Source organism: Sutcliffiella sp. NPDC057660 (genome assembly GCF_042800035.1).
Taxonomy (GTDB): domain Bacteria; phylum Bacillota; class Bacilli; order Bacillales; family Bacillaceae_I; genus Sutcliffiella_A.
Genome location: NZ_JBHVHV010000013.1, coordinates 1 through 21,380, shown reverse-complemented (window position 1 = coordinate 21,380; position 21,380 = coordinate 1). Strand labels below are relative to the sequence as shown.

20 protein-coding genes and 1 riboswitch are annotated in these 21,380 nt (G+C 45.2%); of the genes, 9 read left to right on the top strand and 11 right to left on the bottom strand.

Translation table 11 applies throughout. From position 1 onward, the window contains the following. Positions 1–76: 76 nt before the first annotated feature. Both zwf and ACFVAD_RS15745 read left to right on the top strand, forming a co-directional pair. Positions 77–1,552 carry a glucose-6-phosphate dehydrogenase gene (zwf, locus tag ACFVAD_RS15750; RefSeq protein WP_386642374.1) on the top strand — a complete coding sequence of 492 codons (1,476 nt, stop codon included), beginning with the start codon at positions 77–79 and terminating at the stop codon, positions 1,550–1,552. Between the two features lie 46 nt (positions 1,553–1,598). After that, the gene (locus tag ACFVAD_RS15745) at positions 1,599–2,213 is read left to right on the top strand and encodes a cyclase family protein (protein ID WP_386642011.1); all 615 of its coding nucleotides are present in this window, start codon (positions 1,599–1,601) and stop codon (positions 2,211–2,213) included. Positions 2,214–2,552: 339 nt separating this feature from the next. Here the strand turns inward: ACFVAD_RS15745 and gndA are convergent, their stop codons facing one another. Together gndA and ACFVAD_RS15735 are read right to left on the bottom strand one after the other, a co-directional pair. Next, positions 2,553–3,965, bottom strand: a complete 1,413-nt coding sequence (gene gndA / locus ACFVAD_RS15740) for an NADP-dependent phosphogluconate dehydrogenase (protein WP_386642008.1) — start codon at positions 3,963–3,965, stop codon at positions 2,553–2,555. A gap of 311 nt (positions 3,966–4,276) precedes the next feature. Further along, complete coding sequence (locus ACFVAD_RS15735; protein WP_386642005.1) at positions 4,277–4,921, bottom strand: DUF1836 domain-containing protein; 645 nt, start codon at positions 4,919–4,921, stop codon at positions 4,277–4,279. A 169-nt stretch (positions 4,922–5,090) separates the two neighbouring features. Here ACFVAD_RS15735 and htpX point away from each other — a divergent pair, with 169 nt between their 5' ends. Further along, positions 5,091–5,969: a protease HtpX gene (gene htpX / locus ACFVAD_RS15730; protein WP_386642002.1), complete on the top strand. Its 879-nt coding sequence runs from the start codon at positions 5,091–5,093 to the stop codon at positions 5,967–5,969. A gap of 53 nt (positions 5,970–6,022) precedes the next feature. Here htpX and ACFVAD_RS15725 read toward each other — a convergent pair whose 3' ends face one another. Beyond that, positions 6,023–6,280 carry a GlsB/YeaQ/YmgE family stress response membrane protein gene (locus ACFVAD_RS15725; RefSeq protein ID WP_386641999.1) on the bottom strand — a complete coding sequence of 86 codons (258 nt, stop codon included), beginning with the start codon at positions 6,278–6,280 and terminating at the stop codon, positions 6,023–6,025. A gap of 199 nt (positions 6,281–6,479) precedes the next feature. On the opposite strand from ACFVAD_RS15725, the gene ACFVAD_RS15720 reads away from it, so the two are divergent. Together ACFVAD_RS15720 and ACFVAD_RS15715 are read left to right on the top strand one after the other, a co-directional pair. Then, positions 6,480–6,920 (top strand): SRPBCC family protein, encoded by a 441-nt coding sequence (locus tag ACFVAD_RS15720; protein WP_386641996.1) that lies wholly within the window; start codon positions 6,480–6,482, stop codon positions 6,918–6,920. A gap of 393 nt (positions 6,921–7,313) precedes the next feature. Beyond that, positions 7,314–7,904, top strand: a complete 591-nt coding sequence (locus ACFVAD_RS15715) for a VanZ family protein (protein WP_386641994.1) — start codon at positions 7,314–7,316, stop codon at positions 7,902–7,904. 74 nt (positions 7,905–7,978) lie between these two features. Here the strand turns inward: ACFVAD_RS15715 and nfsA are convergent, their stop codons facing one another. Next, positions 7,979–8,728 (bottom strand): oxygen-insensitive NADPH nitroreductase, encoded by a 750-nt coding sequence (gene nfsA / locus ACFVAD_RS15710; RefSeq protein ID WP_386641991.1) that lies wholly within the window; start codon positions 8,726–8,728, stop codon positions 7,979–7,981. Positions 8,729–8,877: 149 nt separating this feature from the next. Here nfsA and ACFVAD_RS15705 point away from each other — a divergent pair, with 149 nt between their 5' ends. Together ACFVAD_RS15705 and ACFVAD_RS15700 are read left to right on the top strand one after the other, a co-directional pair. After that, complete coding sequence (locus tag ACFVAD_RS15705) at positions 8,878–10,401, top strand: glycine betaine uptake BCCT transporter (RefSeq protein WP_386641988.1); 1,524 nt, start codon at positions 8,878–8,880, stop codon at positions 10,399–10,401. Positions 10,402–10,534: 133 nt separating this feature from the next. Beyond that, positions 10,535–11,860, top strand: a complete 1,326-nt coding sequence (locus tag ACFVAD_RS15700; RefSeq protein WP_386641985.1) for a short-chain fatty acid transporter — start codon at positions 10,535–10,537, stop codon at positions 11,858–11,860. Between the two features lie 19 nt (positions 11,861–11,879). Here the strand turns inward: ACFVAD_RS15700 and ACFVAD_RS15695 are convergent, their stop codons facing one another. The 5 genes from ACFVAD_RS15695 to ACFVAD_RS15675 form a co-directional block, all read right to left on the bottom strand. Further along, a complete protein-coding gene (locus ACFVAD_RS15695) occupies positions 11,880–12,401 on the bottom strand; it encodes a hypothetical protein (protein ID WP_386641982.1) in 522 nt (173 codons plus the stop codon). 2 nt (positions 12,402–12,403) lie between these two features. After that, positions 12,404–12,877, bottom strand: coding sequence for a hypothetical protein (locus ACFVAD_RS15690; RefSeq protein WP_386641979.1), 474 nt, complete (start codon positions 12,875–12,877; stop codon positions 12,404–12,406). Positions 12,878–13,043: 166 nt separating this feature from the next. Continuing rightward, the gene (locus ACFVAD_RS15685) at positions 13,044–13,550 is read right to left on the bottom strand and encodes a PTS sugar transporter subunit IIA (RefSeq protein WP_386641976.1); all 507 of its coding nucleotides are present in this window, start codon (positions 13,548–13,550) and stop codon (positions 13,044–13,046) included. A gap of 164 nt (positions 13,551–13,714) precedes the next feature. Continuing rightward, positions 13,715–14,596, bottom strand: coding sequence for a carbon-nitrogen hydrolase family protein (locus ACFVAD_RS15680; RefSeq protein ID WP_386641973.1), 882 nt, complete (start codon positions 14,594–14,596; stop codon positions 13,715–13,717). 474 nt (positions 14,597–15,070) lie between these two features. Further along, positions 15,071–15,928, bottom strand: coding sequence for a Cof-type HAD-IIB family hydrolase (locus tag ACFVAD_RS15675; protein WP_386641970.1), 858 nt, complete (start codon positions 15,926–15,928; stop codon positions 15,071–15,073). A gap of 187 nt (positions 15,929–16,115) precedes the next feature. On the opposite strand from ACFVAD_RS15675, the gene ACFVAD_RS15670 reads away from it, so the two are divergent. After that, positions 16,116–17,147, top strand: coding sequence for an HD-GYP domain-containing protein (locus ACFVAD_RS15670; RefSeq protein ID WP_386641967.1), 1,032 nt, complete (start codon positions 16,116–16,118; stop codon positions 17,145–17,147). A gap of 155 nt (positions 17,148–17,302) precedes the next feature. Continuing rightward, complete coding sequence (locus ACFVAD_RS15665; RefSeq protein WP_386641964.1) at positions 17,303–18,655, top strand: YjiH family protein; 1,353 nt, start codon at positions 17,303–17,305, stop codon at positions 18,653–18,655. Between the two features lie 41 nt (positions 18,656–18,696). Here the strand turns inward: ACFVAD_RS15665 and ACFVAD_RS15660 are convergent, their stop codons facing one another. Both ACFVAD_RS15660 and ACFVAD_RS15655 read right to left on the bottom strand, forming a co-directional pair. After that, complete coding sequence (locus ACFVAD_RS15660; protein WP_386641961.1) at positions 18,697–19,632, bottom strand: ATP-grasp domain-containing protein; 936 nt, start codon at positions 19,630–19,632, stop codon at positions 18,697–18,699. 51 nt (positions 19,633–19,683) lie between these two features. Beyond that, positions 19,684–20,736 carry an LLM class flavin-dependent oxidoreductase gene (locus ACFVAD_RS15655; protein ID WP_386641958.1) on the bottom strand — a complete coding sequence of 351 codons (1,053 nt, stop codon included), beginning with the start codon at positions 20,734–20,736 and terminating at the stop codon, positions 19,684–19,686. A gap of 87 nt (positions 20,737–20,823) precedes the next feature. Continuing rightward, positions 20,824–20,929, bottom strand: a riboswitch (SAM riboswitch). Between the last annotated feature and the right edge of the window lie 451 nt (positions 20,930–21,380).

The following is a 21,380-nucleotide window of genomic DNA, read 5'->3' as shown; positions in this document are numbered from 1 at the left end:
TGTTTGTCCTGAATGAGTTAATTGTTGTAACACAATTCCGTTTAGACTAGCTACTAAAAGTGAGGTTCTTACTGTGATGACTAAAGAAAATCCAACAAGCTTAATCGTTATTTTCGGAGCAACCGGGGATCTGGCAAAACGTAAGCTCTATCCGTCCCTCTATCGCCTTTATAAAAATGGAAGCATCTCAAAGAACTTTGCGGTTGTCGGTGTAGCCCGCCGCCCCCTTACCAATGAGGATTTCCGTGCAAATGTGGCAAAGTCGGTGAATGGTGCTGCAAACGGGAATACCGATGTAGAGGAGTTCAGCTCCCACTTCTACTATCAGCCGTTTGATGTGACGAGCAGCGATTCTTATCAACAGCTGAAAGATCTATCAGGTTTACTGGATCAGGAGTATCAAACAAACGGAAACAGAATGTTCTACCTGGCCATGGCGCCTGAATTCTTCGGTACCATCGCCACCAACCTGAAAGCGGAGGGCTTGACCGATACAGCAGGCTGGAAACGCCTTGTTATCGAAAAGCCGTTTGGCCATAGCTTGCCAACTGCCAAAGAATTGAATGAAGAAATCCGCGGAGCATTCCATGAGTCCGAAATCTACCGTATCGATCACTATCTAGGGAAAGAAATGGTGCAAAATATTGAAGTGATCCGTTTTGCCAATGCTCTTTTCGAACCGCTCTGGAACAATCGCTACATCTCCAATATCCAAATTACATCAAGTGAAGTACTTGGAGTGGAGGATCGCGGACGCTACTACGAAAATTCCGGTGCCCTGCGTGACATGGTCCAGAACCATATGTTGCAGATGGTCGCTCTGCTTGCGATGGAGCCGCCGATCAAGCTGAACCCTGAAGAGATCCGAAGCGAAAAGGTCAAGGTGCTTCGAGCCCTGCGTCAGATCGATCAGTCCGAAGTGGATCAATATTTCGTACGCGGCCAATATAGCGCAGGAATGATGGATGATGAAATGGTGCCTGGCTACCGCGAGGAAAATTCCGTGGATCCCGCATCCAACACAGAAACATATGTGGCAGGAAAGCTTGTCATCGACAACTTCCGCTGGGCAGGCGTCCCAATCTATATTCGTACGGGAAAAAGAATGTCCTCCAAGTCTACCAAGGTTGTCGTACAGTTCAAGGACATCCCGATGAACCTTTATTACAATCGCGGGGAAAAAGTCGACCCGAACCTGCTTGTCATCAACATTCAGCCGGATGAAGGCATCACCCTGCATTTGAATGCGAAGAAATCGGGTAAGGATATTACAACCACCCCGATCAAGCTCGACTACAGCAACAATTGCATTGATGGGATCAACACACCGGAAGCGTATGAGCGCCTGATTTTCGATGCCATGCGCGGAGATATGACCAATTTCACACACTGGGATGAGGTGGCTCTTTCCTGGAGCTTCATCGATCAGGTATCCAAAGCATGGGAAACCACTACAGCAGAAGACTTCCCGAACTACGAAGCAGGCTCTGTGGGACCAAAGAAGGCTGACGAGTTGCTGAAGAGGGATGGATTCCATTGGTGGGAAGTCTAAAGGTTAAAAGCTAATCAGAAAGCCAATTTTGAGAGGAGTTTTTCAAATGAAAGTATATGACATTTCATCACCTATCTACACAGGTATGCCTGTTTATAAAAACAAGCCTGAAAAGCAACCGGCATTAACAACGAATACGAACGGTTATGTAACGGAAACCCGCCTGGAGCTTGACGTGCACACCGGTACACATGTGGACGCACCTCTTCACATGATCGTGGACGGCGAAACCATTGAGACCTTGCCGCTAGAAAGACTGGTAGGTCCTTGTAAAGTATTCGACCTGACTTCTGTGGAAGAACGCATTAAGAAGGAAGACATCGCACACCTTGATATCCAAAAAGACGACTTCATCCTGTTCAAAACGAAAAACTCGTTCGACGAAGAGTTCAATTTCGACTTTGTATTTGTGGCAGAGGATGCTGCACATTACTTGGCAGAAATCGGAATCAGCGGTGTGGCAGTGGACGCACTTGGCATTGAGCGCAGCCAGGAAGGTCACCCGACACACAAGACTTTGTTTAACAACAATGTCATCATCATCGAAGGGCTTCGTCTAAAAGACATTGAAGAAGGCAGCTATATCATGGTAGCGGCTCCTTTGAAGCTTTCCGGCGTGGATGCTTCTCCTGCTCGTATTGTTTTGTTGGACATGAACTAAAAACAGCAAGTGCCAAAGATGGCTCCCCAGCCACCTTTGGCACTTTTTTGGTTTCATTGAACACCGCTGGTGATTTCCGCACTAGGCGCAGCGACCCAAGGGGCGGTGCTGGAGCCTCCTCGGGCTTCGCCCTGTGGGCCTCTATCTCCTGCAGGACAAGGAAGGCTGCGGCAGCGATACATCGCACGAAAAAAATACTCGCATTTTCGAGGAGTCTTCGCCTATTGCTCCAATCACCAGCTAGCACACAAATCACCATTTTTTGCAAAAAAATCAAAATAAAAAAGCCAACCCCAAAGTAGCATAAAGCTGCCCCGGGATTGGCTTTTTTAAATTATATTATTTTGACATCCATTCCGTATGGAATATGCCTTCTTTATCTGTACGTTGGTATGTGTGTGCACCGAAGTAGTCGCGCTGTGCCTGGATCAGGTTGGCAGGCAGCGTCTCGGAGCGGTAGCTGTCGTAGTATGCCAATGCGCTTGAGAATGATGGTACAGGTACGCCGTGCTGGATTGCTACGCCAAGGATTTCACGCAGGCCGCCTTGGTAGCTTTCCACGATCTCCTTGAAGTATGGGTCCAACAATAGGTTGGCAAGCCCTGCTTCACGGTCATATGCTTCCTTGATCTTTTGCAGGAATTGCGCACGGATGATACAACCCCCACGGAAGATCATCGCGATTTCGCCATACTTCAGATCCCAGCCATACTCTTCGGATGCTGCACGCAATTGCGCGAATCCTTGTGCGTAGGAACAGATTTTGCTCATGTACAATGCCTTGCGGACGGACTCGATGAACGCTTCCTTGTCGCCATTGAACGTAACGCCTTCCGGTCCACGAAGCATGCCGCTCGCTTTCACGCGCTCTTCCTTCATTGCAGAAATGAAGCGTGCGAATACGGATTCGGTGATGATTGGAAGTGGAACGCCAAGGTCCAATGCGCTTTTGCTCGTCCATTTACCGGTACCTTTTTGGCCGGCAGTGTCGAGGATGACATCGACAAGCGGTTTGCCTGTTTCGTCGTCCATTTTTGTGAAAATGTCTGCCGTGATCTCGATCAGGTAGCTGTCAAGCTCGCCTTTATTCCACTCGGCAAATACTTCATGAAGCTCTTGTGCGGACAATCCAAGGACATTTTTCAAAAGGAAATATGCCTCACTGATCAGCTGCATGTCGCCGTACTCAATGCCGTTATGCACCATTTTCACATAGTGGCCCGCGCCGTCTGGACCGATGTAAGTGCAGCAAGCATCGCCTTCAACTTTTGCAGAGATGCTTTTCAGGATGTCCTCTACAAGGTCATACGCTTCTTTTTGGCCACCAGGCATGATGGAAGGACCTTTTAATGCTCCTTCTTCCCCGCCGGAAACGCCTGTCCCGATGAAATGCAGGCCAAGCTCCGCCAATTCCTTGTTGCGACGGATCGTGTCTGTATACAGTGTGTTACCGCCATCGATCAGGATGTCGCCTTTATCCAGATGCGGCTTCAAGGATTCGATGGTTGCGTCTGTCGGTCCGCCCGCTTTTACCATCAGTAAAATTTTGCGAGGGGTTTCAAGAGACTGAACAAACTCTTCGATGCTATATGTACCTTTAAAATTTCTGCCTTCCGTTTCTTGCATAAATTCTTCTGTTTTTTCAGGTGAGCGGTTGAATACAGATACAGAATAGCCTCTGCTTTCAATGTTCATAGCGAGGTTTTTCCCCATAACTGCAAGCCCGATTACACCAATTTGCTGCTTTGCCATTTTATAAAAACTTCCCTTCTACAAGGTAATTTGTTTCTCGTTAGTTCGAATTGAAAATACCATAAAAAGCCTGATGGAATCAAGCTTTATACCCATTATAACCTATCTTCAAGGATGCGAACGCTTACACCCGAATATTCTTTATTCTTTGCGTTTTCGTATACTTTATTGCTTTTGACGTATTCAACGTAAACTCGTAATATTACTTGCTTTCGTGCTCTTTTCCCGTGAATTAGGTTTATTTTCTCTTTGAATAATATGGCTATAAATGATGTAAAAAATCCAAAAGCCTTATTTTTCGGACAAAAGCTTTATTCTTTGTCATCCAGCCTATTCACATACTGTTTGGCAAGCGACTTTAAGTACCTTGTTCGTACTGCAAGGACGGCAACCAAAAGGGAACGCGATATTTTGCTTCTTTCCACCAGTGTATACAATGATTCCTTAGCCAGATAGGCCTCGATTTCCTCTTTTATATGCTCTTCCGATAAAATTTCCGTCTGTGCCATCAAGTTTTCATAGAGACAAGCATATGATTTATAAAATACCACCGGACTGATAATGTCATCGGTGCGATCTTTCGGGTTATTGAAAATGGATCCGAGTACCTTGCGAATCTCTTCAAAGTCCAATAATACTTTAAGATCTTTTACAATAAAAAGGAGGGCTGCCTGTTCAACGGAATATTTACGTCCCACTTGTGGTGCACCGATGTATTCCTTTATTTCCCGTTTAACCCAGTTCTTCAGCGCAGGCTCCGAATAGACTGCCGTTTCGAGCTGGTTGCCGAGCCAGACGATATTTGACATGGTGAGCCCTATCTCTCCATCCCCTTTTTTGGTTATCAGCTGCTGGAAATTTCCGGGTAGGGAATTCCTGTATTCGACTAAGCCCTTTTTAGTCTGGAATTTCTCCAAAAGCACTGCCAGCTCTAATCTTGTCCATCCATTTTCCATCAGGATTACCCCTTTTCGCTCGTCCAATTATGCTCTAATAGTAAAATGCAAATGTCTTTTCGTCAAATATAGTCAAGGTATTTTTATTGATAAATCAGACACATATCTTTATAATTGAAAACAAGAGATATAGGTTCATAAGAACTCAAAAACAATCAGGAGGAGAAACATGGCAAAGCGTATTTTCTATTTTCTTTTAACGAATATTCTAGTTCTGACTACGATTACAATTATCTTCAGTTTAACTGGGGCTGGCAATTACATTGATGAAAATGGCATTGATTTTGGCGCCTTATTAATCTTCAGTGCCATCATCGGTTTCAGTGGTTCCTTCATTTCCCTATTGATGTCCCGCTGGATGGCAAAGAAAATGATGAACGTCCAGGTCATCGATCCGAACGGTCCGATGAGCACACAAGAGCGTCAAATTGTAGAAATGGTTCACCGCATGTCACGTGCGGCTGGCATCACAAAAATGCCTGAGGTTGGTATCTACCACTCTCCAGAGGTGAATGCTTTTGCGACTGGTCCTTCCAAGAACCGCTCCCTAGTGGCTGTTTCTTCCGGACTATTGCAGGAAATGGACGATGCTGCCATTGAAGGTGTCATTGCCCATGAGGTTGCCCATATCGCGAACGGCGACATGGTAACGATGACGCTTCTACAAGGTGTTGTGAATACATTTGTTATCTTCCTTGCACGTATTGCAGCGTTCATCGCTTCCCGTTTTGTAAAAGAGGAAATGGCACCAATCGTACACTTTATCGCTGTGATTGTGTTCCAGATCGTCTTCTCCATTCTTGGAAGCTTAGTTGTCTTCGCATTCTCCCGTTACCGTGAATACCATGCGGACCGTGGCGGTGCAGACCTTGCTGGTAAGGACAAAATGGTACACGCATTACGTTCCCTTCAAGCTTACACACACAGAATCCGTGATGAGCAGGATTCTGCAATCGCAACTTTCAAAATCAGCGGGAAAAGAAAGAGCTCTTTATTCTCCACTCACCCTGATTTAAATGAGCGTATCCGCCGCTTAGAGGCGAAATAATAGACACAAAAAGGAGTTAGCCGAGGGAGGCTAACTCCTTTTATATTGATTCATTATGTTGCGCTTCTCATACCTCTTGAGATAAGGCTCAGTAAGAATACAAAGATTGCAGCTCCGATAATGGCAGGTACGATAGCCATATCTGCGATTACTGGACCCCATTTCCCTAATAGTGCGTGACCGATCCATGCGCCGACAAGCCCTGCGATCATGGCACCCAGGATTCCTCCTGGCATACCGCCTGGCGCGATTGCGCTCCCGATCATTCCAATAATGATTGCAATTATAATAGTAATTAATAGTCCTAACATGTCAATTCCTCCTCTTGTGTTTGTTCGATGTTTGTTGCTTACAGAGTATATTTCCGTTTGCAAAACTTTTTAAACTTCCAGCCTTCAGATTCTATCCCTGCCTGGACATATCTGGTATATTAGAGGTGGATTGTTTGAAAAATTCTCATCATAAAAATAGATTATTTTAGAAGACACCTACTTTAAAGGAGGATGTAAAATGGCAGATATTCAGGATTCCGTCGTGATCAAAAAGCCGGTGGAGGAAGTTTTTTCGTATGCTTCCAATATGGAGAATTCCCCAAAGATCATGGAAAATGTCGTGGAGATTGAGAAGCTGACGGACGGTCCCCTGCAGGTCGGTTCACGCTTTAAGGAAACCCGTGAAATCAGAGGCCGCAAAGCTTCTGCGGTTATTGAATTTACGGATTACACTCCCAACAGAAGCTTTACTGTTAAAAGCGAAGCCAACGGGTTGAAGGTTGTGTACTACTACGATTTCGTACCTGCTGATGGCGGTGGGACAAGGGTGGATTTCAAAGGGGACATCCATACTTCAGGGCTTGTGATGAAGCTTACCAAGCCGATTATCCGCAAAATCCTGAAGAAGGAAGACGGGGATCATTTGAAAAAGCTGAAAAGCCTGCTTGAGAGTGAGTGAGTTTAATAACAGGTAGTGGCAGCCGGGCTGGAAGCTTGGCTGCCTGTTTTTGGGGGTATGGTCTTTTGGTAAGGCATGCAATAACTGCGAATAATGCTATTTCACAGTTGAAAATCACCTTTTTTTAGTTTTTTGCACTAGCTTGGGGGAGTTTTCGAATTGGAACTATACTTTTTACTCATTAAGCATAAAAAATATGCTGGATCTGCTAACGATTCTAACAAATTTGATTAGCATTCTAACACTTTCCCCTGCCATTCTAACAAATTTACGTAGCATTCTAACAAATCCGTTTCGAATTCTAACAAAATCAACAATCATTCTAACAAATCACGTTGCCGGTAAAGACTCCGTACAGGTGAAACAAACGAACCTAATCCGAAGGAGACCTCCATGAAAAAGCACGCCAATCCTATTATCTGCTCAGTCATTATTCTTTTACTTATGATTCCAATCTATCAGCCTCTTGCCACTTACCTTCATTCATTGGTCATACCTGTTGTATTCTTCTGTGTGTATGTGGTGGTCTTTTCCATAACTCTTTTTTTCAGGAAAGAAACGGTATCAATTTCCGGCAAGACGATAAGTACCATTTTGGGTATCTACTCTCTATCACTTTTAGTTCTACTTTTCTTTCGTCCTAATGAGCAGGATTATGGCGCCGCCCACAATGTCAATCTTGTCCCGTTCTCGACCATTTCCCTTTTTCTTTCAGGAGATGCCGATCCTCTTGTCGCCTTCTATAACTTGGCGGCCAATATTGTACTTTTCGTGCCATTTGGGGTTGCGCTGAAATGGAAAAAGAGGAACTGGTTAACATTGATCATTGCTCCGGTTTTCGCCATTTCCCTTATTGAAGTCACACAGCACCTGACCAACCGTGGCAGCCTGGACATCGATGATCTCCTGCTTAACACACTGGGTTTTTTCATCGGCTACCTGCTCACTCCCGTCTTTAGGCGGATCATTAAAATCAACCCCTAACAAAAACGCACCGTACAGATTTCCCCGTACGGTGCGTTTTTTGTCGAAATTTGTAGGGGCCAGGCCCCTATTAACTACTTCTTGGCTAATCCTTGCTTTTCCACAAAATCCTTCATTCCTGTACGTTTTGGTTCCCGCAGCATATTGGCCATCTGGCTCGACCAGGTGTCTGCGCGCTTGCCGCCAGTTCGGGCATGATAGTAAGCGGAAGTTGTCTTATTGTAGTCTTCAAGCTGCTCCTTGTAGCTTGTCTCATTCGTATTGTAGGTGTCCTCGTGATAGACGTGTTCAAAAGGGAGTCTCGGTTTCGTATCGGTTTGTTGAGCCGGGTAGCCAACTGCAAGGCCGAATAGTGGCATAGCATGACTCGGAATTCCAAGCAGCTCTGTCACCTGTTCCATATTATTACGGATACCGCCGATATAGCAGATACCAAGACCAATGGATTCCGCTGCTAGTGAGGCATTTTGTGCAGCGAGTGATGCATCGATGACAGCTACCATGAATTTCTCCATGCTTTCAAGAGAGCCGGACACATCCGTTCCTTCCATTTCCCCTATCCGTTCATGGCGGTGCAAATCGGCACAAAAGACGAAAAAGTGTCCGCTATGCTCCACATAGGACTGATTCCCGGCAAGCTCAGCCAGCTTCTTTTTCTTCTCCTTATCCTTCACCCCAATGATTGAGTAGGCCTGAATAAAACTGGAGGTGGAAGCGGCCTGTGCGCATTCCACGATGGTTCTTATCTGTTCCTCTGATAAAGGCCTGTCCTCAAATTTCCGAATCGAACGATGCTGTAATATGGTTTCAATCGTAGGGTTCATCCCTGCTCCTCCTTTTGTAGGCAATCTTACTTTCCATTAAATCAGTTCCAGAGGAGGATTTCCAGAGGAAGCTCTTTTTTTAGAGAATCACGAGTAAAACACTCGGAGTTAGGGAATAGTAGACTGATGCATTTTTCTTAACATACATATTGGGGGAGATTTCTATTAAAAAGCTTGATGTTGTTTTTTGGTTTTCAGCAATTGCAATAGCATTGCTGGTAGTGATTGGTGCGGTAGCGCCTAAGGCATTCGCAGCGGTGGCAAGCGAGATTTTCAACTTCACCACCTATGCATTCGGCTGGTTCTATTTGCTTTCGGTATTATTTTTTGTTTTATTCTGTATTGTGCTTGCGCTGACAAAATACGGGAAGATTAGACTTGGTAAGGATGAGGATCGTCCAGAGTTTTCCTTTTTCACCTGGATTGGCATGCTGTTCAGCGCCGGATTTGGAATAGGTCTGGTGTTCTGGGGGATCGCCGAACCGATGAGCCACTTTTTCACGCCGCCACGCGAGACGATTGACGCCTTAGGAGAAGAGGCTGCCCGGGCCGCGATGCAGTATTCCTTTTTCCACTGGGGGCTAAGTCAGTGGTCCGTATTCACGATAGTCGGCCTTGCGATCGGGTATTTTCAATTCCGCAAAAAGGAAGATGGACTCATTTCGACTACGTTAAATCCGATTATTGGTACAAAAAATAGAAGTTACATAAGAAAGCCCATTGATATCCTGGCTGTCATTGCGACGGTGATGGGGGTTGCTACTTCCCTTGGACTTGGAATTCTGCAGATCAACGGCGGATTAAATGTCGTGTTCGGCATTCCCAATAATGCAACCGTTCAGTTGATCATCATTTTTGTACTGTTGATTCTTTACTTGGCCTCCACGACAACCGGGATCGAACGGGGAATCAAGTATTTGAGCAACTTGAATCTTACATTGGCATTGCTGTTGATGGTCTTTGTCTTCTTTGCTGGTCCTACTGTATTCATTCTTAACACCTTTACACTTGGGATCGGAGACTATATCTCGACTTTCTTTACAACGAGCCTCAGGTTGACGCCATATAAAGGCGGTACCTGGGTCAGGGATTGGACGATTTTCTACTGGGCTTGGGCCATTGCGTGGTCACCATTTGTCGGCGCCTTCATTGCCCGAGTTTCCCGAGGAAGAACGATTCGGGAGTTTGTTTTTGGTGTCCTCGTCATTCCACCGGTGATTGCCCTATTATGGATCGCTGTATTTGGAGGAACCGCCCTTCATTTCGATTTGTTCGGAGGGACCCAAATTGCGCAGGCCGTGGATAAAGATGTAACCAGCGCATTGTTTGCGACCTTTGCAGAACTGCCATTTACGTTTTTCCTATCTGTCATATCCATCCTGCTGATTTTCACTTTCCTAATTACATCAGCGGATTCTGCAACCTATATTCTAGGAACGATGACCTCAGGAGGCAGCCTGAATCCTCCGTTATTATTGCGGGTCATTTGGGGAACCCTGATGGCAGCCATTGCGGCCGTCCTCCTATTGGCAAGCGGACTGGAGGGACTGCAAACCGCCTCTCTTGTGTCGGCGCTTCCATTTACGGTTATTCTGATCGCAATGTGCTACTCCCTATTTAAAGCATTGCGAAAGGAACCGGGGATGGCACGCAGGAACAGATTGGAAAAATAAAAGAATGCACCTTCCAAAAAATCGGAGGGTGCTTCTTTTTTGACTTCCTAAAAAAGGAGGAAAATTGTTACGAATAGAGAATTGTAAAAGAGGGATGGGATACATAATACAATTTTCCAAAGGGGGAGTTTGTTTGAAAGGAGTCATTTCGTTTTTCAACAGATTGATGCAGCGCTATCTACCTGATCCATTTTTATTTGTTATCATTTTAACTTTTGTAGTATTCGGTTTGGGTCTTCTTTTCACCGACAGCGGTCCTGTAGATATGGCAAAGCATTGGGGTGGCGGCTTCTGGGCTCTACTCGCGTTCTCGATGCAGATGGTGCTTGTTCTTGTAACCGGACATGTGCTGGCCAGCAGCCCTATTTTTAAAAGAATGCTTGGCGGTCTTGCGTCCACTGCGAAGTCGCCTGGCTCGGCCATCATTATCGTAACCATCGTTTCCATCGTGGCGAGTTGGATCAACTGGGGCTTCGGGCTGGTTATCGGGGCATTGTTTGCTAAGGAACTGGCAAAGCGCGTGGAAAACGTGGACTACAGGCTATTAATTGCAAGCGCTTACAGCGGTTTCATTGTCTGGCATGGCGGATTTTCAGGATCCATCCCGCTTACCATTGCGACTGAGGGCCACTTTTCACAGGACCTGATCGGTGTCATCAGCACGGATCAAACCATTTTTGCTCCATTCAACCTTGCTATCATCGCAGCGCTATTCATTACATTACCTTTGTTGAACCGCTTGATGATGCCTTCCAAGGACGAAACCATCACTGTCAATCCTGCAGTGTTGGATGACTCTTCAAGTCTGCAAGCGGCAACTGTTGAAAAAGTTGAGCTCACTCCAGCAGACCGTTTGGAGAACAGCTGGGTTCTTTCCCTGCTTGTTTCAGTGATGGGACTATTTTTCCTATTTCTTTATTTTGCAGATAATGGCTTCAAATTGAACCTGGATATCGTAAACTTCCTGTTCCTGTTCCTTGGCATTCTATTCCATTGGCGTCCTAAATTTTTCCTGGAAGCAGTGATGAACGCAGTAAAAGGAGCAAGCGGAATCATTATTCAATTCCCGTTCTACGCGGGAATCATGGGGATGATGGTAACTTCAGGTTTAGCAGGAGTCATGTCAGAAGCCTTCGTCTCCATTTCCAATGAGCATACCTTCCATTTCTTCACCTTTTTAAGCGCAGGTATCGTGAACGTATTCGTTCCATCTGGTGGAGGGCAGTGGTCGGTTCAGGCACCCATCATGCTGAAAGCTGCCCAATCCCTTGACGTATCTGTTGCAAAAACGGCAATGGCAGTGGCGTGGGGGGATGCATGGACGAACATGATCCAGCCTTTCTGGGCATTGCCTGCCTTGGCAATCGCCGGCTTAAAGGCGAAGGACATCATGGGGTTCTGTGTCATTGTCCTATTCATAAGCGGAGTTATCATCTCCCTGGCATTTTTACTGCTATAGGAACACATTCAAGCTTCTCCTACTTGTTAGGGGGAGCTTTTTTCATTATTAAAATGAACAGAGCTAACGTGATACTTTGAACATAAAAGTAAAAGGGAAAAGAGTAGATAAACTTATAGCCAGCCTTATAATGGAATACTCCCAGATTGTAAGCCACCCATTCTACAACCATTGCTGTAATCGACCAACTGATAATATATAGCATGGTTCGATAACGCCTGGGCTTCAAGTAATCGTAGAGGTAAAAGAAAAAATAACCGTAAGGGCCATACATGATGTAAGACAAAAAGTCATAGATTTCAAATTTGGAACTGTCATTCACATCGTAAAAATCAAACGGAGGAATGCTTATCGTATGATCAAGTACCATTCCGCTGTTCATGCCGATAAATAAGAAGAGGACAGTGTAGGTAGTTGGGAACCGCTTTGGAAGTATGAAAAGTAGCGAATAACCAATAGCAATACTTATAAGTATGAACCACTCATTTGAATTAAAAGCATGATCATAGTTAACATTTGAGGCAAGGGTCCAACATTTCATTTTCATCCCTTCCATTCACCTTCTCTAAGTATGAAATATCGAAACACCTTCGCGATTCCAAGCGTTGTGCACAAATAGACGATGGAAATAAGAAATGTCCATCCAAAGTTCCAATTGGTATACGAAATTACCTCCAATTTAATGGCTATCAACTCTATCAATATCCCGATTCCGATAAATAAAAGTACACCACCAAACTTATACATAGTTGACTTCTCAAACACTCGATTGACAAAAATCAGTAACAAAAGAGGATAAATGAGTGTTCGTTGAAACCAGAAGCAAATGAACAGATGGGGCTCTTTAGAGTACTCGATCATGCTTAAATTCAAGCTGAGCATCGTAATGACGTTTTTATTAATAAAAAGGAAGAAGAAAAATAAAAACAAATTTTCTACAAGTGTTAATGATTTTCTCTGAAATAGGAAGAATGCTGCAAAAATCCATGTCAATATGAGATAGAAGACAACTTGCATTTGATTTCCCTCCTTTTGGGGTTGCTGGTTGTTTTCCAGTCATTAAATATTCGACAAATTTCGCCAAAAGCCCATCAAAAAGAGAAGCTATCTCGCTTCTCTTTTGCTAGTATGCACAAGTTGCATCACTTTATTAAAATTCCGTAACGGCCCTTCACCAATAAACTCAACCCTTAACCTTCCAATCCATTAGCGCTGTTGCACCTTTGAATGCATCCTGCACATCATGCTTCTGCACCTTTTCAAGGATGTCCCCGTTAGTCAGAATGATTGGTGTCACGATGCTTTTCGCTTTTTCTTTGATCAGTTCGATATCAAATGTCAATAATGGGGTACCAACTGTTACTTTATCGCCGACTTTTACCAAAGCTTCGAAGCCTTCACCCTTCATGCCTACCGTTTCCAGTCCTACATGGATAAGGATCTCCACGCCCGTTTCCGATTTGATCCCGATTGCATGCTTGGTCGGGAAGAATTGTACGATCTCACCATTTACCGGGGAAACGACTGTTCCTTCCGTAGGTTCGATTGCGATCCCGTCACCCATCATTTTTTGGGCAAACACAGGATCTGGCACCTCTTCAAGTGGAATCACCTTTCCTGTAATCGGCGCAACCAACACCTCTGCTGTTTTCACTTCGTTTTTTCCGAAAAGCTTTTTTAAAAATGACATATCTTTTTCCTCCTTAAGGTCTGAATTGTCACGAAAATAAAAAAGACCCAACACGCCCGGGGTTTATCCGGTTCGTATTAGGTCTTGCCTGCATTACCAGTCACAATCCATCTTGTTATTTTTATAAAATAAATGACAACACCCTGTTTGTCAAACAATTTACTCTAATTACTAACAGATCCCTTTGCAAGCTGTTCCCAATCAGGGTACAAGTCAGAGCGGCGGTCGCGCCAGGTTGTTACAGATCCACTCTGTCTCACTTTTTCCAATAGGGAGATATCCAGGTCGCCCGTCACAATCATATCCTGGTTCAATTCACCTTCCACCACAATGCCTCTTGGCGGGAATGGAACATCATTAGGTGAAATGATCGCTGCCTGCCCGAAGTTACCGCGCATAAAGTCGACGGTCGGCAAGGAACCGATCGTGCCGGTTGTCACCACATATACCTGATTCTCGATAGTGCGGGCATGACAGGAATAGCGTACTCGGTGGAAGCCGTGACGGTCGTCGGTGCAGGAAGGACAAAATACCACATCCGCCCCCATCGCTTTCACGAGGCGCACTACCTCCGGAAACTCGATGTCATAGCAGGTCAGCATCGCAATTGTGCCTTTTTCGGTTTCAAACACCTGCAAGCCTTCCCCAGGTGTAATGCCCCATTCCTGGACCTCCGTCGGTGTCAGATGAAGCTTTGTCTGGATGGCAATCGTTCCATCGGGATAGAAGAGGTGTGCAGCGTTATAGAGCTTGCCCTCTTTTTCAATAACATGTGTTCCACCGATGATGTGCATGCCCGTCTGCTTGGCAATACCGCTAAATAGCTGGTAATACAAATCCGTATAGGACGGTAGATCTCTTATCGTCTGCTCTCTTCCGTCAACTGGAAACGAGAGTAATTGGGTAGTCAAAAATTCAGGAAACAAAACGAAATCCGCATCAAATTCAGCGGCTGTTTTTACATAATGGATAACTTGATTAGCAAATTCTTCAAAACTATTGATGGTATGCAAGTGATATTGCACAGCAGAAGCGCGAAACTTCATCGGGAGGCCCCCTTTTCCGGTCTTTTACAACTAGTTTATTATAGATGAAGTGGGGGGTGCGGAACAATGGTTAATTTAGTTATTTGGAATTCTCTTAAAAATCCTGCGCCTACATTGAACTCCCTGTTGGTTTCCGTTCCAGGGGTTCGCTTTCCGCGGGCGGTCCGGGAGCCTCCCGCAGGAGTCTCACCCCTTGCACTTCAACCCACAGGGGCGACCCACAACACTAATCCTACCAACAAAACCAACCACAAAATCCCCCACCAAAACTAGTGCCCGGCCCCTCCATCCACCACCCAACCTCTTTCTCCTCCAAACAAAAAAGAGGGGCCTGGCACTACTTAGCACAGCCCCCACATCACCCCATCCAAAGAACAATCTCCCAAACAAAAAAGAGGGGCCTGGCACTACTCAGCACCGCCCCCACTAAAAATAATTTCCCAAGTAGCTCCAAGTAGCTCCAATTCCCCTATCCTATCCCAATACCTCAAGCACGGCTTTGGCGACGCCGCTGTTGATGTTGGTGTCGGTTTCCATATGGGCTGTGGCTTTTACGCCTTCCGGGGCGTTGCCCATTGCTACAGCACGGCCGACTCTTTCGAACATGGAGACATCATTGTAGTTGTCGCCGATTGCCATTGTGTCCTCCATGGCAATGCCACGCTCGCTGGTGAACACCGATAGGGCTATCCCTTTTTGCGCTTCAATGCTTGTGATCTCCAGGTTGTCCTTACCGGAGGAGCTGATGGCGACATGCCCTGTTTCAATAAGCTCGCTTCGTGCCGCCTCCAGCCTTTTCTTATCCAATGAGAAGGCCAGCAGCTTGAATATGATGGTTGTTTCGTCCTTCAGAATCGGGTCAAAGCTGTCCACCAGCTTCGTTCTGCCGTCTTCCATTCTTTCCTTTGCTGCCTTAAGCACTTCCTCATAGTCGTTTTCCTCATTCACCGACATGAAAATGTCCATAAGGGTGGCAACCGCCTTGTCGTAATCCTTGGAATAGGTCCCGTTTTGAGTATAGAGCTCGAAATACACATGGTGTTTATCGAGAATCTCAGCCAGTTCCAAGACTTGAGCGTTCATCAAGGGATTCATTGCTACAACTTCCCCTTCAATCGAACGCACTTCCGCTCCATTAACACAGATGATCGGACAGTGTATACCCGCTTCTACCAAGACATCCTTCGCTTCTGCATAGGACCTGCCGGTGGCAATGACAACCTCCACACCATTTCTTTGCGCAACCTTTACGGCCCTTGCATTTTCTTCGCTTACTACATGATTGTTATTTAACAATGTTCCATCCATATCTATCGCAATACATTTAACCAATCCGTTCACCTTCTCCAATAATTTATGTCCTGACTCCTATCCTATAGTATTTCTTTAAAGCATTTCAAATATTATACCGAAAAAATAATTTGCTGACTATTTTGAAAAATATAGATTTTTTTGGCCCTAAATGTTAAAATCGATGTTGATAAGAGTATTATTAAAGGTTTAGGCGAGGTAGAATGCTATGAGAATTTCCTCAAAACATATCGGTAAAATCCTAATAGATGACATCTTTTCTGTCTCAGGAAATCTTTTGTTGAAAAAAGGCACTATCTTGACTAAGAAGCATGTAGAAAGTCTGCAGAACCATGACTACTATTTTGACCAGCGTCTGTTGGTGGAACAGCCGCATCACCTTTCCAAGGATTATTTCCAGCATGTGAAAAATATATATCATAATAGTGTCAGCGCGTTTCAGACAATTTTCTCAAAAATGGAACGGGAAAATCTGCCTCCATTGGAAGAGATTCATCAGATGCTTGCCCCTTTGGTGGACAAGCTGGTCGAGGATCCTGTATTCATTCGATATATTGAACAAGTAAAAAGCTATGATAACTATACATATTCGCACAGCCTGAATGTAGGCATATATGCTTCCCTGATAGGTAAAATCATGGGCCTCGACAAGGAAAACATAAAACTCCTTGGTCAGATGGGCCTGTTTCATGATGTAGGAAAGCTATTGATAGACAAAACCATTCTGCAAAAGCCCGGTCGTCTGACGGAAAGTGAATGGAACGAGATTCAAAGGCATACGACACTCGGCTACGAGCTTCTGCGGAAGAATAAAACGATTGATCCCCATATCCTGCAGGGCGCATTGCTGCATCACGAGCGTCTAGATGGCAGCGGCTATCCAACTGGGATAAAGCATGAAAGGATTCCTTATTTTGTACAGATCCTTTCCGTGGCGGACATGTATGATGCCCTATCGTCCGAACGGAGCTACCGTCCAAAACAGAATCTATTTGTCACCAGCAAGATACTGATTCAGGAAGCAAGCTATAATCGCATCAATCCTGCTATCGTTTATCCTTTCGTCCGATACATTTTCTCCAACCATATCCGTGATGAAGTACTATTGAACAACGGTAAGCTTGGAGAAATCATTTTTATCCATACGGATGAGCCCCATCTGCCAATCATTAAAATCGATGATCATTTTATCGATCTCAGAAAACATAAAGAGCTGGAGATACTGGATTTTGCCAACTAAAGGCATGTCCGGTATCTTTTTTTTGGTTTGTTTTCATCACTTTCAGGGAAAGTAATAGTGAAAACTTTCGCTTCTGCCAATAACTACCTTTGAAAAATAGGAGAATTGTATTAAAATAACTAACGTTGCATATTTACGCATAAGGAGAATCTACATTGAAAACTACACCATCTTATCGAACTATTGATATCTTAAAATTTCTTATTCCGTCTTTAATCGGGATACTTTTATTTATGTTCCCTATTTCCTATGAAGGTGAAATCACGATACCTATAGCGATTCTTTCCGGGCAGCTGCAAGATCTGCTTGGAGGCACCATACCATATATCATGACAGCCATCATTACCATTACTGCCATTGCAACTGTCATTACGAAGCTCGCGAAGCCTTCTTATACCAAACAACCCGGCTTCTTCAATTCGCTCTTGAATGTTTCCTTGTTCTGGACAGTGACACGCATTGTCGGAATGGTTTTTGCCATCATGACCCTGTTCAAGCTTGGACCTGAGGCTGTTTGGAGTGACGGGACCGGAGGACTTTTATTATTTGAACTGCTACCTATTCTATTAACTGTTTTCCTATTCGCCGGATTATTTTTACCCTTGCTTTTGGATTATGGACTGTTGGAGTTCTTTGGCGCTTTGTTAACGAAGGTCATGCGACCGATTTTTACTCTACCGGGGCGTTCGTCCATCGATACTATGGCTTCCTGGCTTGGTGATGGAACCATCGGGGTGCTTTTGACCAGTAAGCAATATGAAGAAGGCTACTACACAAAACGTGAAGCGGCGGTTATCGGGACGACCTTTTCCGTTGTTTCCATTACATTCAGTCTGATCGTCATTTCCCAGGTCGGCCTGGCGAAAATGTTTGTTCCTTTCTACGCAACTGTTGTACTATCAGGACTTGTTGCTGCCATCATCATGCCACGTATTCCGCCACTTTCCTGGAAGCCTGATACGTATTACAACGGTGAGGAAAAAGAAGAGAAAGAATTGATTCCTGAGGGATACTCCCCATTAAAATGGGGTTACTCCCAGGCTGTGGAACGTGCTGCGAAAAATAGAAGTGTCAGCAAATTCTTCATCGAGGGCGGAAAAAATGTCCTCGATATGTGGATGGGTGTCGCGCCGATCGTGATGGCGTTCGGTACAATCGCCCTTATTTTAGCGGAGAATACGCCGCTGTTCACTTGGTTGGGAGTTCCGTTCATTCCGCTGTTGGAGCTATTGCAGATTCCTGAAGCGAAAGCGGCATCGGAAACCATGATGGTCGGATTTGCAGATATGTTCCTGCCTTCCGTATTGGGTGCGGATATCCAAAGCGAACTGACCCGTTTCGTGGTCGCAACCGTATCCGTGACACAGCTCATCTACCTTTCCGAGGTCGGTGGCGTATTGCTAGGATCCAAGGTACCAGTATCATTCAAGGACCTGTTCATCATCTTCATCCTGCGTACATTGATTACGCTGCCTGTCATTGCAATCATGGGCCATATCTTTTTCTAAAAAAATGCGAAAGGTGCCAGACCCCGTCTGGCACCTTTTTCTTATGCTCGTTCCAGCTCTTCACCAAGCAGTTTTGCCAACTGCAGCATGCCGAACTTCCCTGCCACTTTTTCGGCATCGGCATTGTAGTTCGTATTCGTGTTGACATCATAGGTGTAAATTTCGCCATTTGCATTTCGGATAAATTCGATCCCGGCAACCTGGATGTTATTCTCCTTCAGGAATGCCTCGTATTTTTCAATGATAGGATCGGCAAAGCCCTCGACAATGCTGAACTTCGGCTTCTCTTCCACTTCTTCCCCGACAGGACAGAACAAATCGCCAATCTGGCAGGCATCCGCCGGGCAAAGCTCAAAGCCTTCAGACGTATCCACTCTCACCGCATAGAGGAACTTGCCACCCACAAACTCGCATCTCGTAATATAAGATTCCGGTGACTCGATATACTCCTGGATCAGCGTGACCCCATCAACTGGTTCCTCGAAGGTCGGTCCATACAAATACTCTTCAAGGCTTGCTGTGGATTGGAAAAGCTGCACACCAAGACCTTTTCCGGCCCGGTTGTGCTTTGTGATGAACGCCTCAGCTCCTATTTTCTTTGCCGCCTCTATAATATTGGTTTTTCCCACTGCCGCTATCGTTTTCGGCGTGCGTATTCCCTGCTTCTCAAGTGCCGTATACTGATTCACTTTGCTTAGTTCAAGCTGAAGCGCACGGCTGCCGTTCAGCACTTTTCGGCCATGATGCTCAAGCCACGCCAGCACTGCCCCCGTCAATTCCGGTGCATAGCGGTGGTCCCTTGTGTGGGAGGATGCACTCATTCTGTTATAAAATACTCCTTCAGGTGGCGCCTCCACCAATGGCACGAGCCCTTCGTCCAGATGCCACTCTTCAAATGGCAGGTCCAATTCTTTTAATCTATTGGTCAAATGGTCGGTCCATTCTTTGTTTTCATGCAAGATATATATCTTTTTCATCGTATCTTCCTCCAATTTATGCAAGTCTCCTGGTACAGCTTATGCTCATTTTTACTGTTCTGTTTGGGCAAGCCTTGATTCATGCACCAAGGGCATCACTTTCTTCGCAAAGCGCTCCATTTCCTCCAGCTGCGGGGAAAATTGCAGCAAGAGCAGATCCACGCCAGCGTCCTCATACTCTCTTATTTTCGCAGCAATCTGTTCCGGTGTACCGATCAGGTTTGGCCGCAGCCCTCTATTGGATACCGAATAGTCCTGCAGCTGGATCTGCTGCTCAAGCTGTGACTTACTGGTGAAATCCTTGAAGCCAGCATAGGCATCGGACTCCTTCACATCTGTTATTCTAGCAAGCTCCTGCTCTGCCTCTTCATCTGTATCCCGGCAGATGACATACGCCGCCATCCCGAACGACTGAAAAGGAGGATGGTCCGCATTTCTTCGACGCTCTTTCATTTCTTCTATTTTTCGGGCAACCTCTTCCACTGTTCCACCATGCATGACATACGCATCACAATAGGAGGAAATGACTTCTTTCCCCTTCGGACTCTCGCCCCCTGCATAGAGAATCGGATTCGGACGCTGCACAGGCTTTGGAAAAAGCTTCGTTTCCTTAAGCTGATAGTACTTTCCGTCATAGCTGAAGGAATCCTCGGTCCACAGGCCTTTCAGCACATCAATAAACTCCTTCGTCCGTTCATACCGTTCATCATGCTCCGTGAATATCCCGCCATACTGCCGCGCCTCCTCTTCCCACCAAGCAGAAACGACATTCAAGGTAAGGCGGCCATTGCTGATATGATCAATATTTGCAATCGCTTTTGCCGCAATCGCAGGATTATGGAAGCCGGGACGAATCGCAGTCATGATCTCGATTTTCTCCGTCACAGCAGCAAGCGCCGCGGTCGTCGACCATGCCTCCAGACTATCCTCATCCGGTCCCTTTATGTCATTTAAAAATAGCTCTGCAATCAATGTAGTGTCATAGCCAAGCTTTTCCGCCTGCTGAATGACCTTTTTCGCATAATCAAAGGTCGGCGGCATCTGCTCGTCCTCTACATTTCTCAACCAACCGCCAAATATCGGTAACCAAAAACCAAACTTCATCCCCCATCTTCCCCTCGTCTTTTCTAGTTTTGACAAATAAAAAAACTTCCTCGATAAGAAGAAGTTTGGAATGGGAACCCGTCCATCTACTTATCTGCCAAGAACAAATTGTCTTGCTGGAATTAGCACCTGCACACACCTGTGCGGTTGCCGGGTTTCATTGGGCCAGTCCCTCCACCTCTCTGGATAAGAAAATAACTATTAATTTAGATAAATCCTATCATGAAACTCAGGATTAAACAAGTCTTTCGGATAGCTAAATATGTTTGTGATATGCTATGCGGGCAGCGTAGGAGATATGTTATTGGTTGTTTGGTTAATTTAGTCTTATGGACAGTTTGAATGATGCAGGCGGCTAGGAACAATGTAGAACTTTGGCGAATATTGCGTTTTGTGCAAAAGACAACCATTTTTGTACGTATATCTGATTTTTTGTGCATAAAATTAATTTTTTTGTGCATATATTTATATTTTTGCGCGTAAACCATCCTTTTTTGTGCATAACGTAAAAACAAACCGATTTCAAGGGCAACAACCTTGGAGATTTAGGAACAAAATCGCTAACGCGACTCTTTTACGTCCCAAGTGAGGCTTATTCACTTGGGACATTCTTCGCTCTTCGCATGATTCCATCACAAACAGGA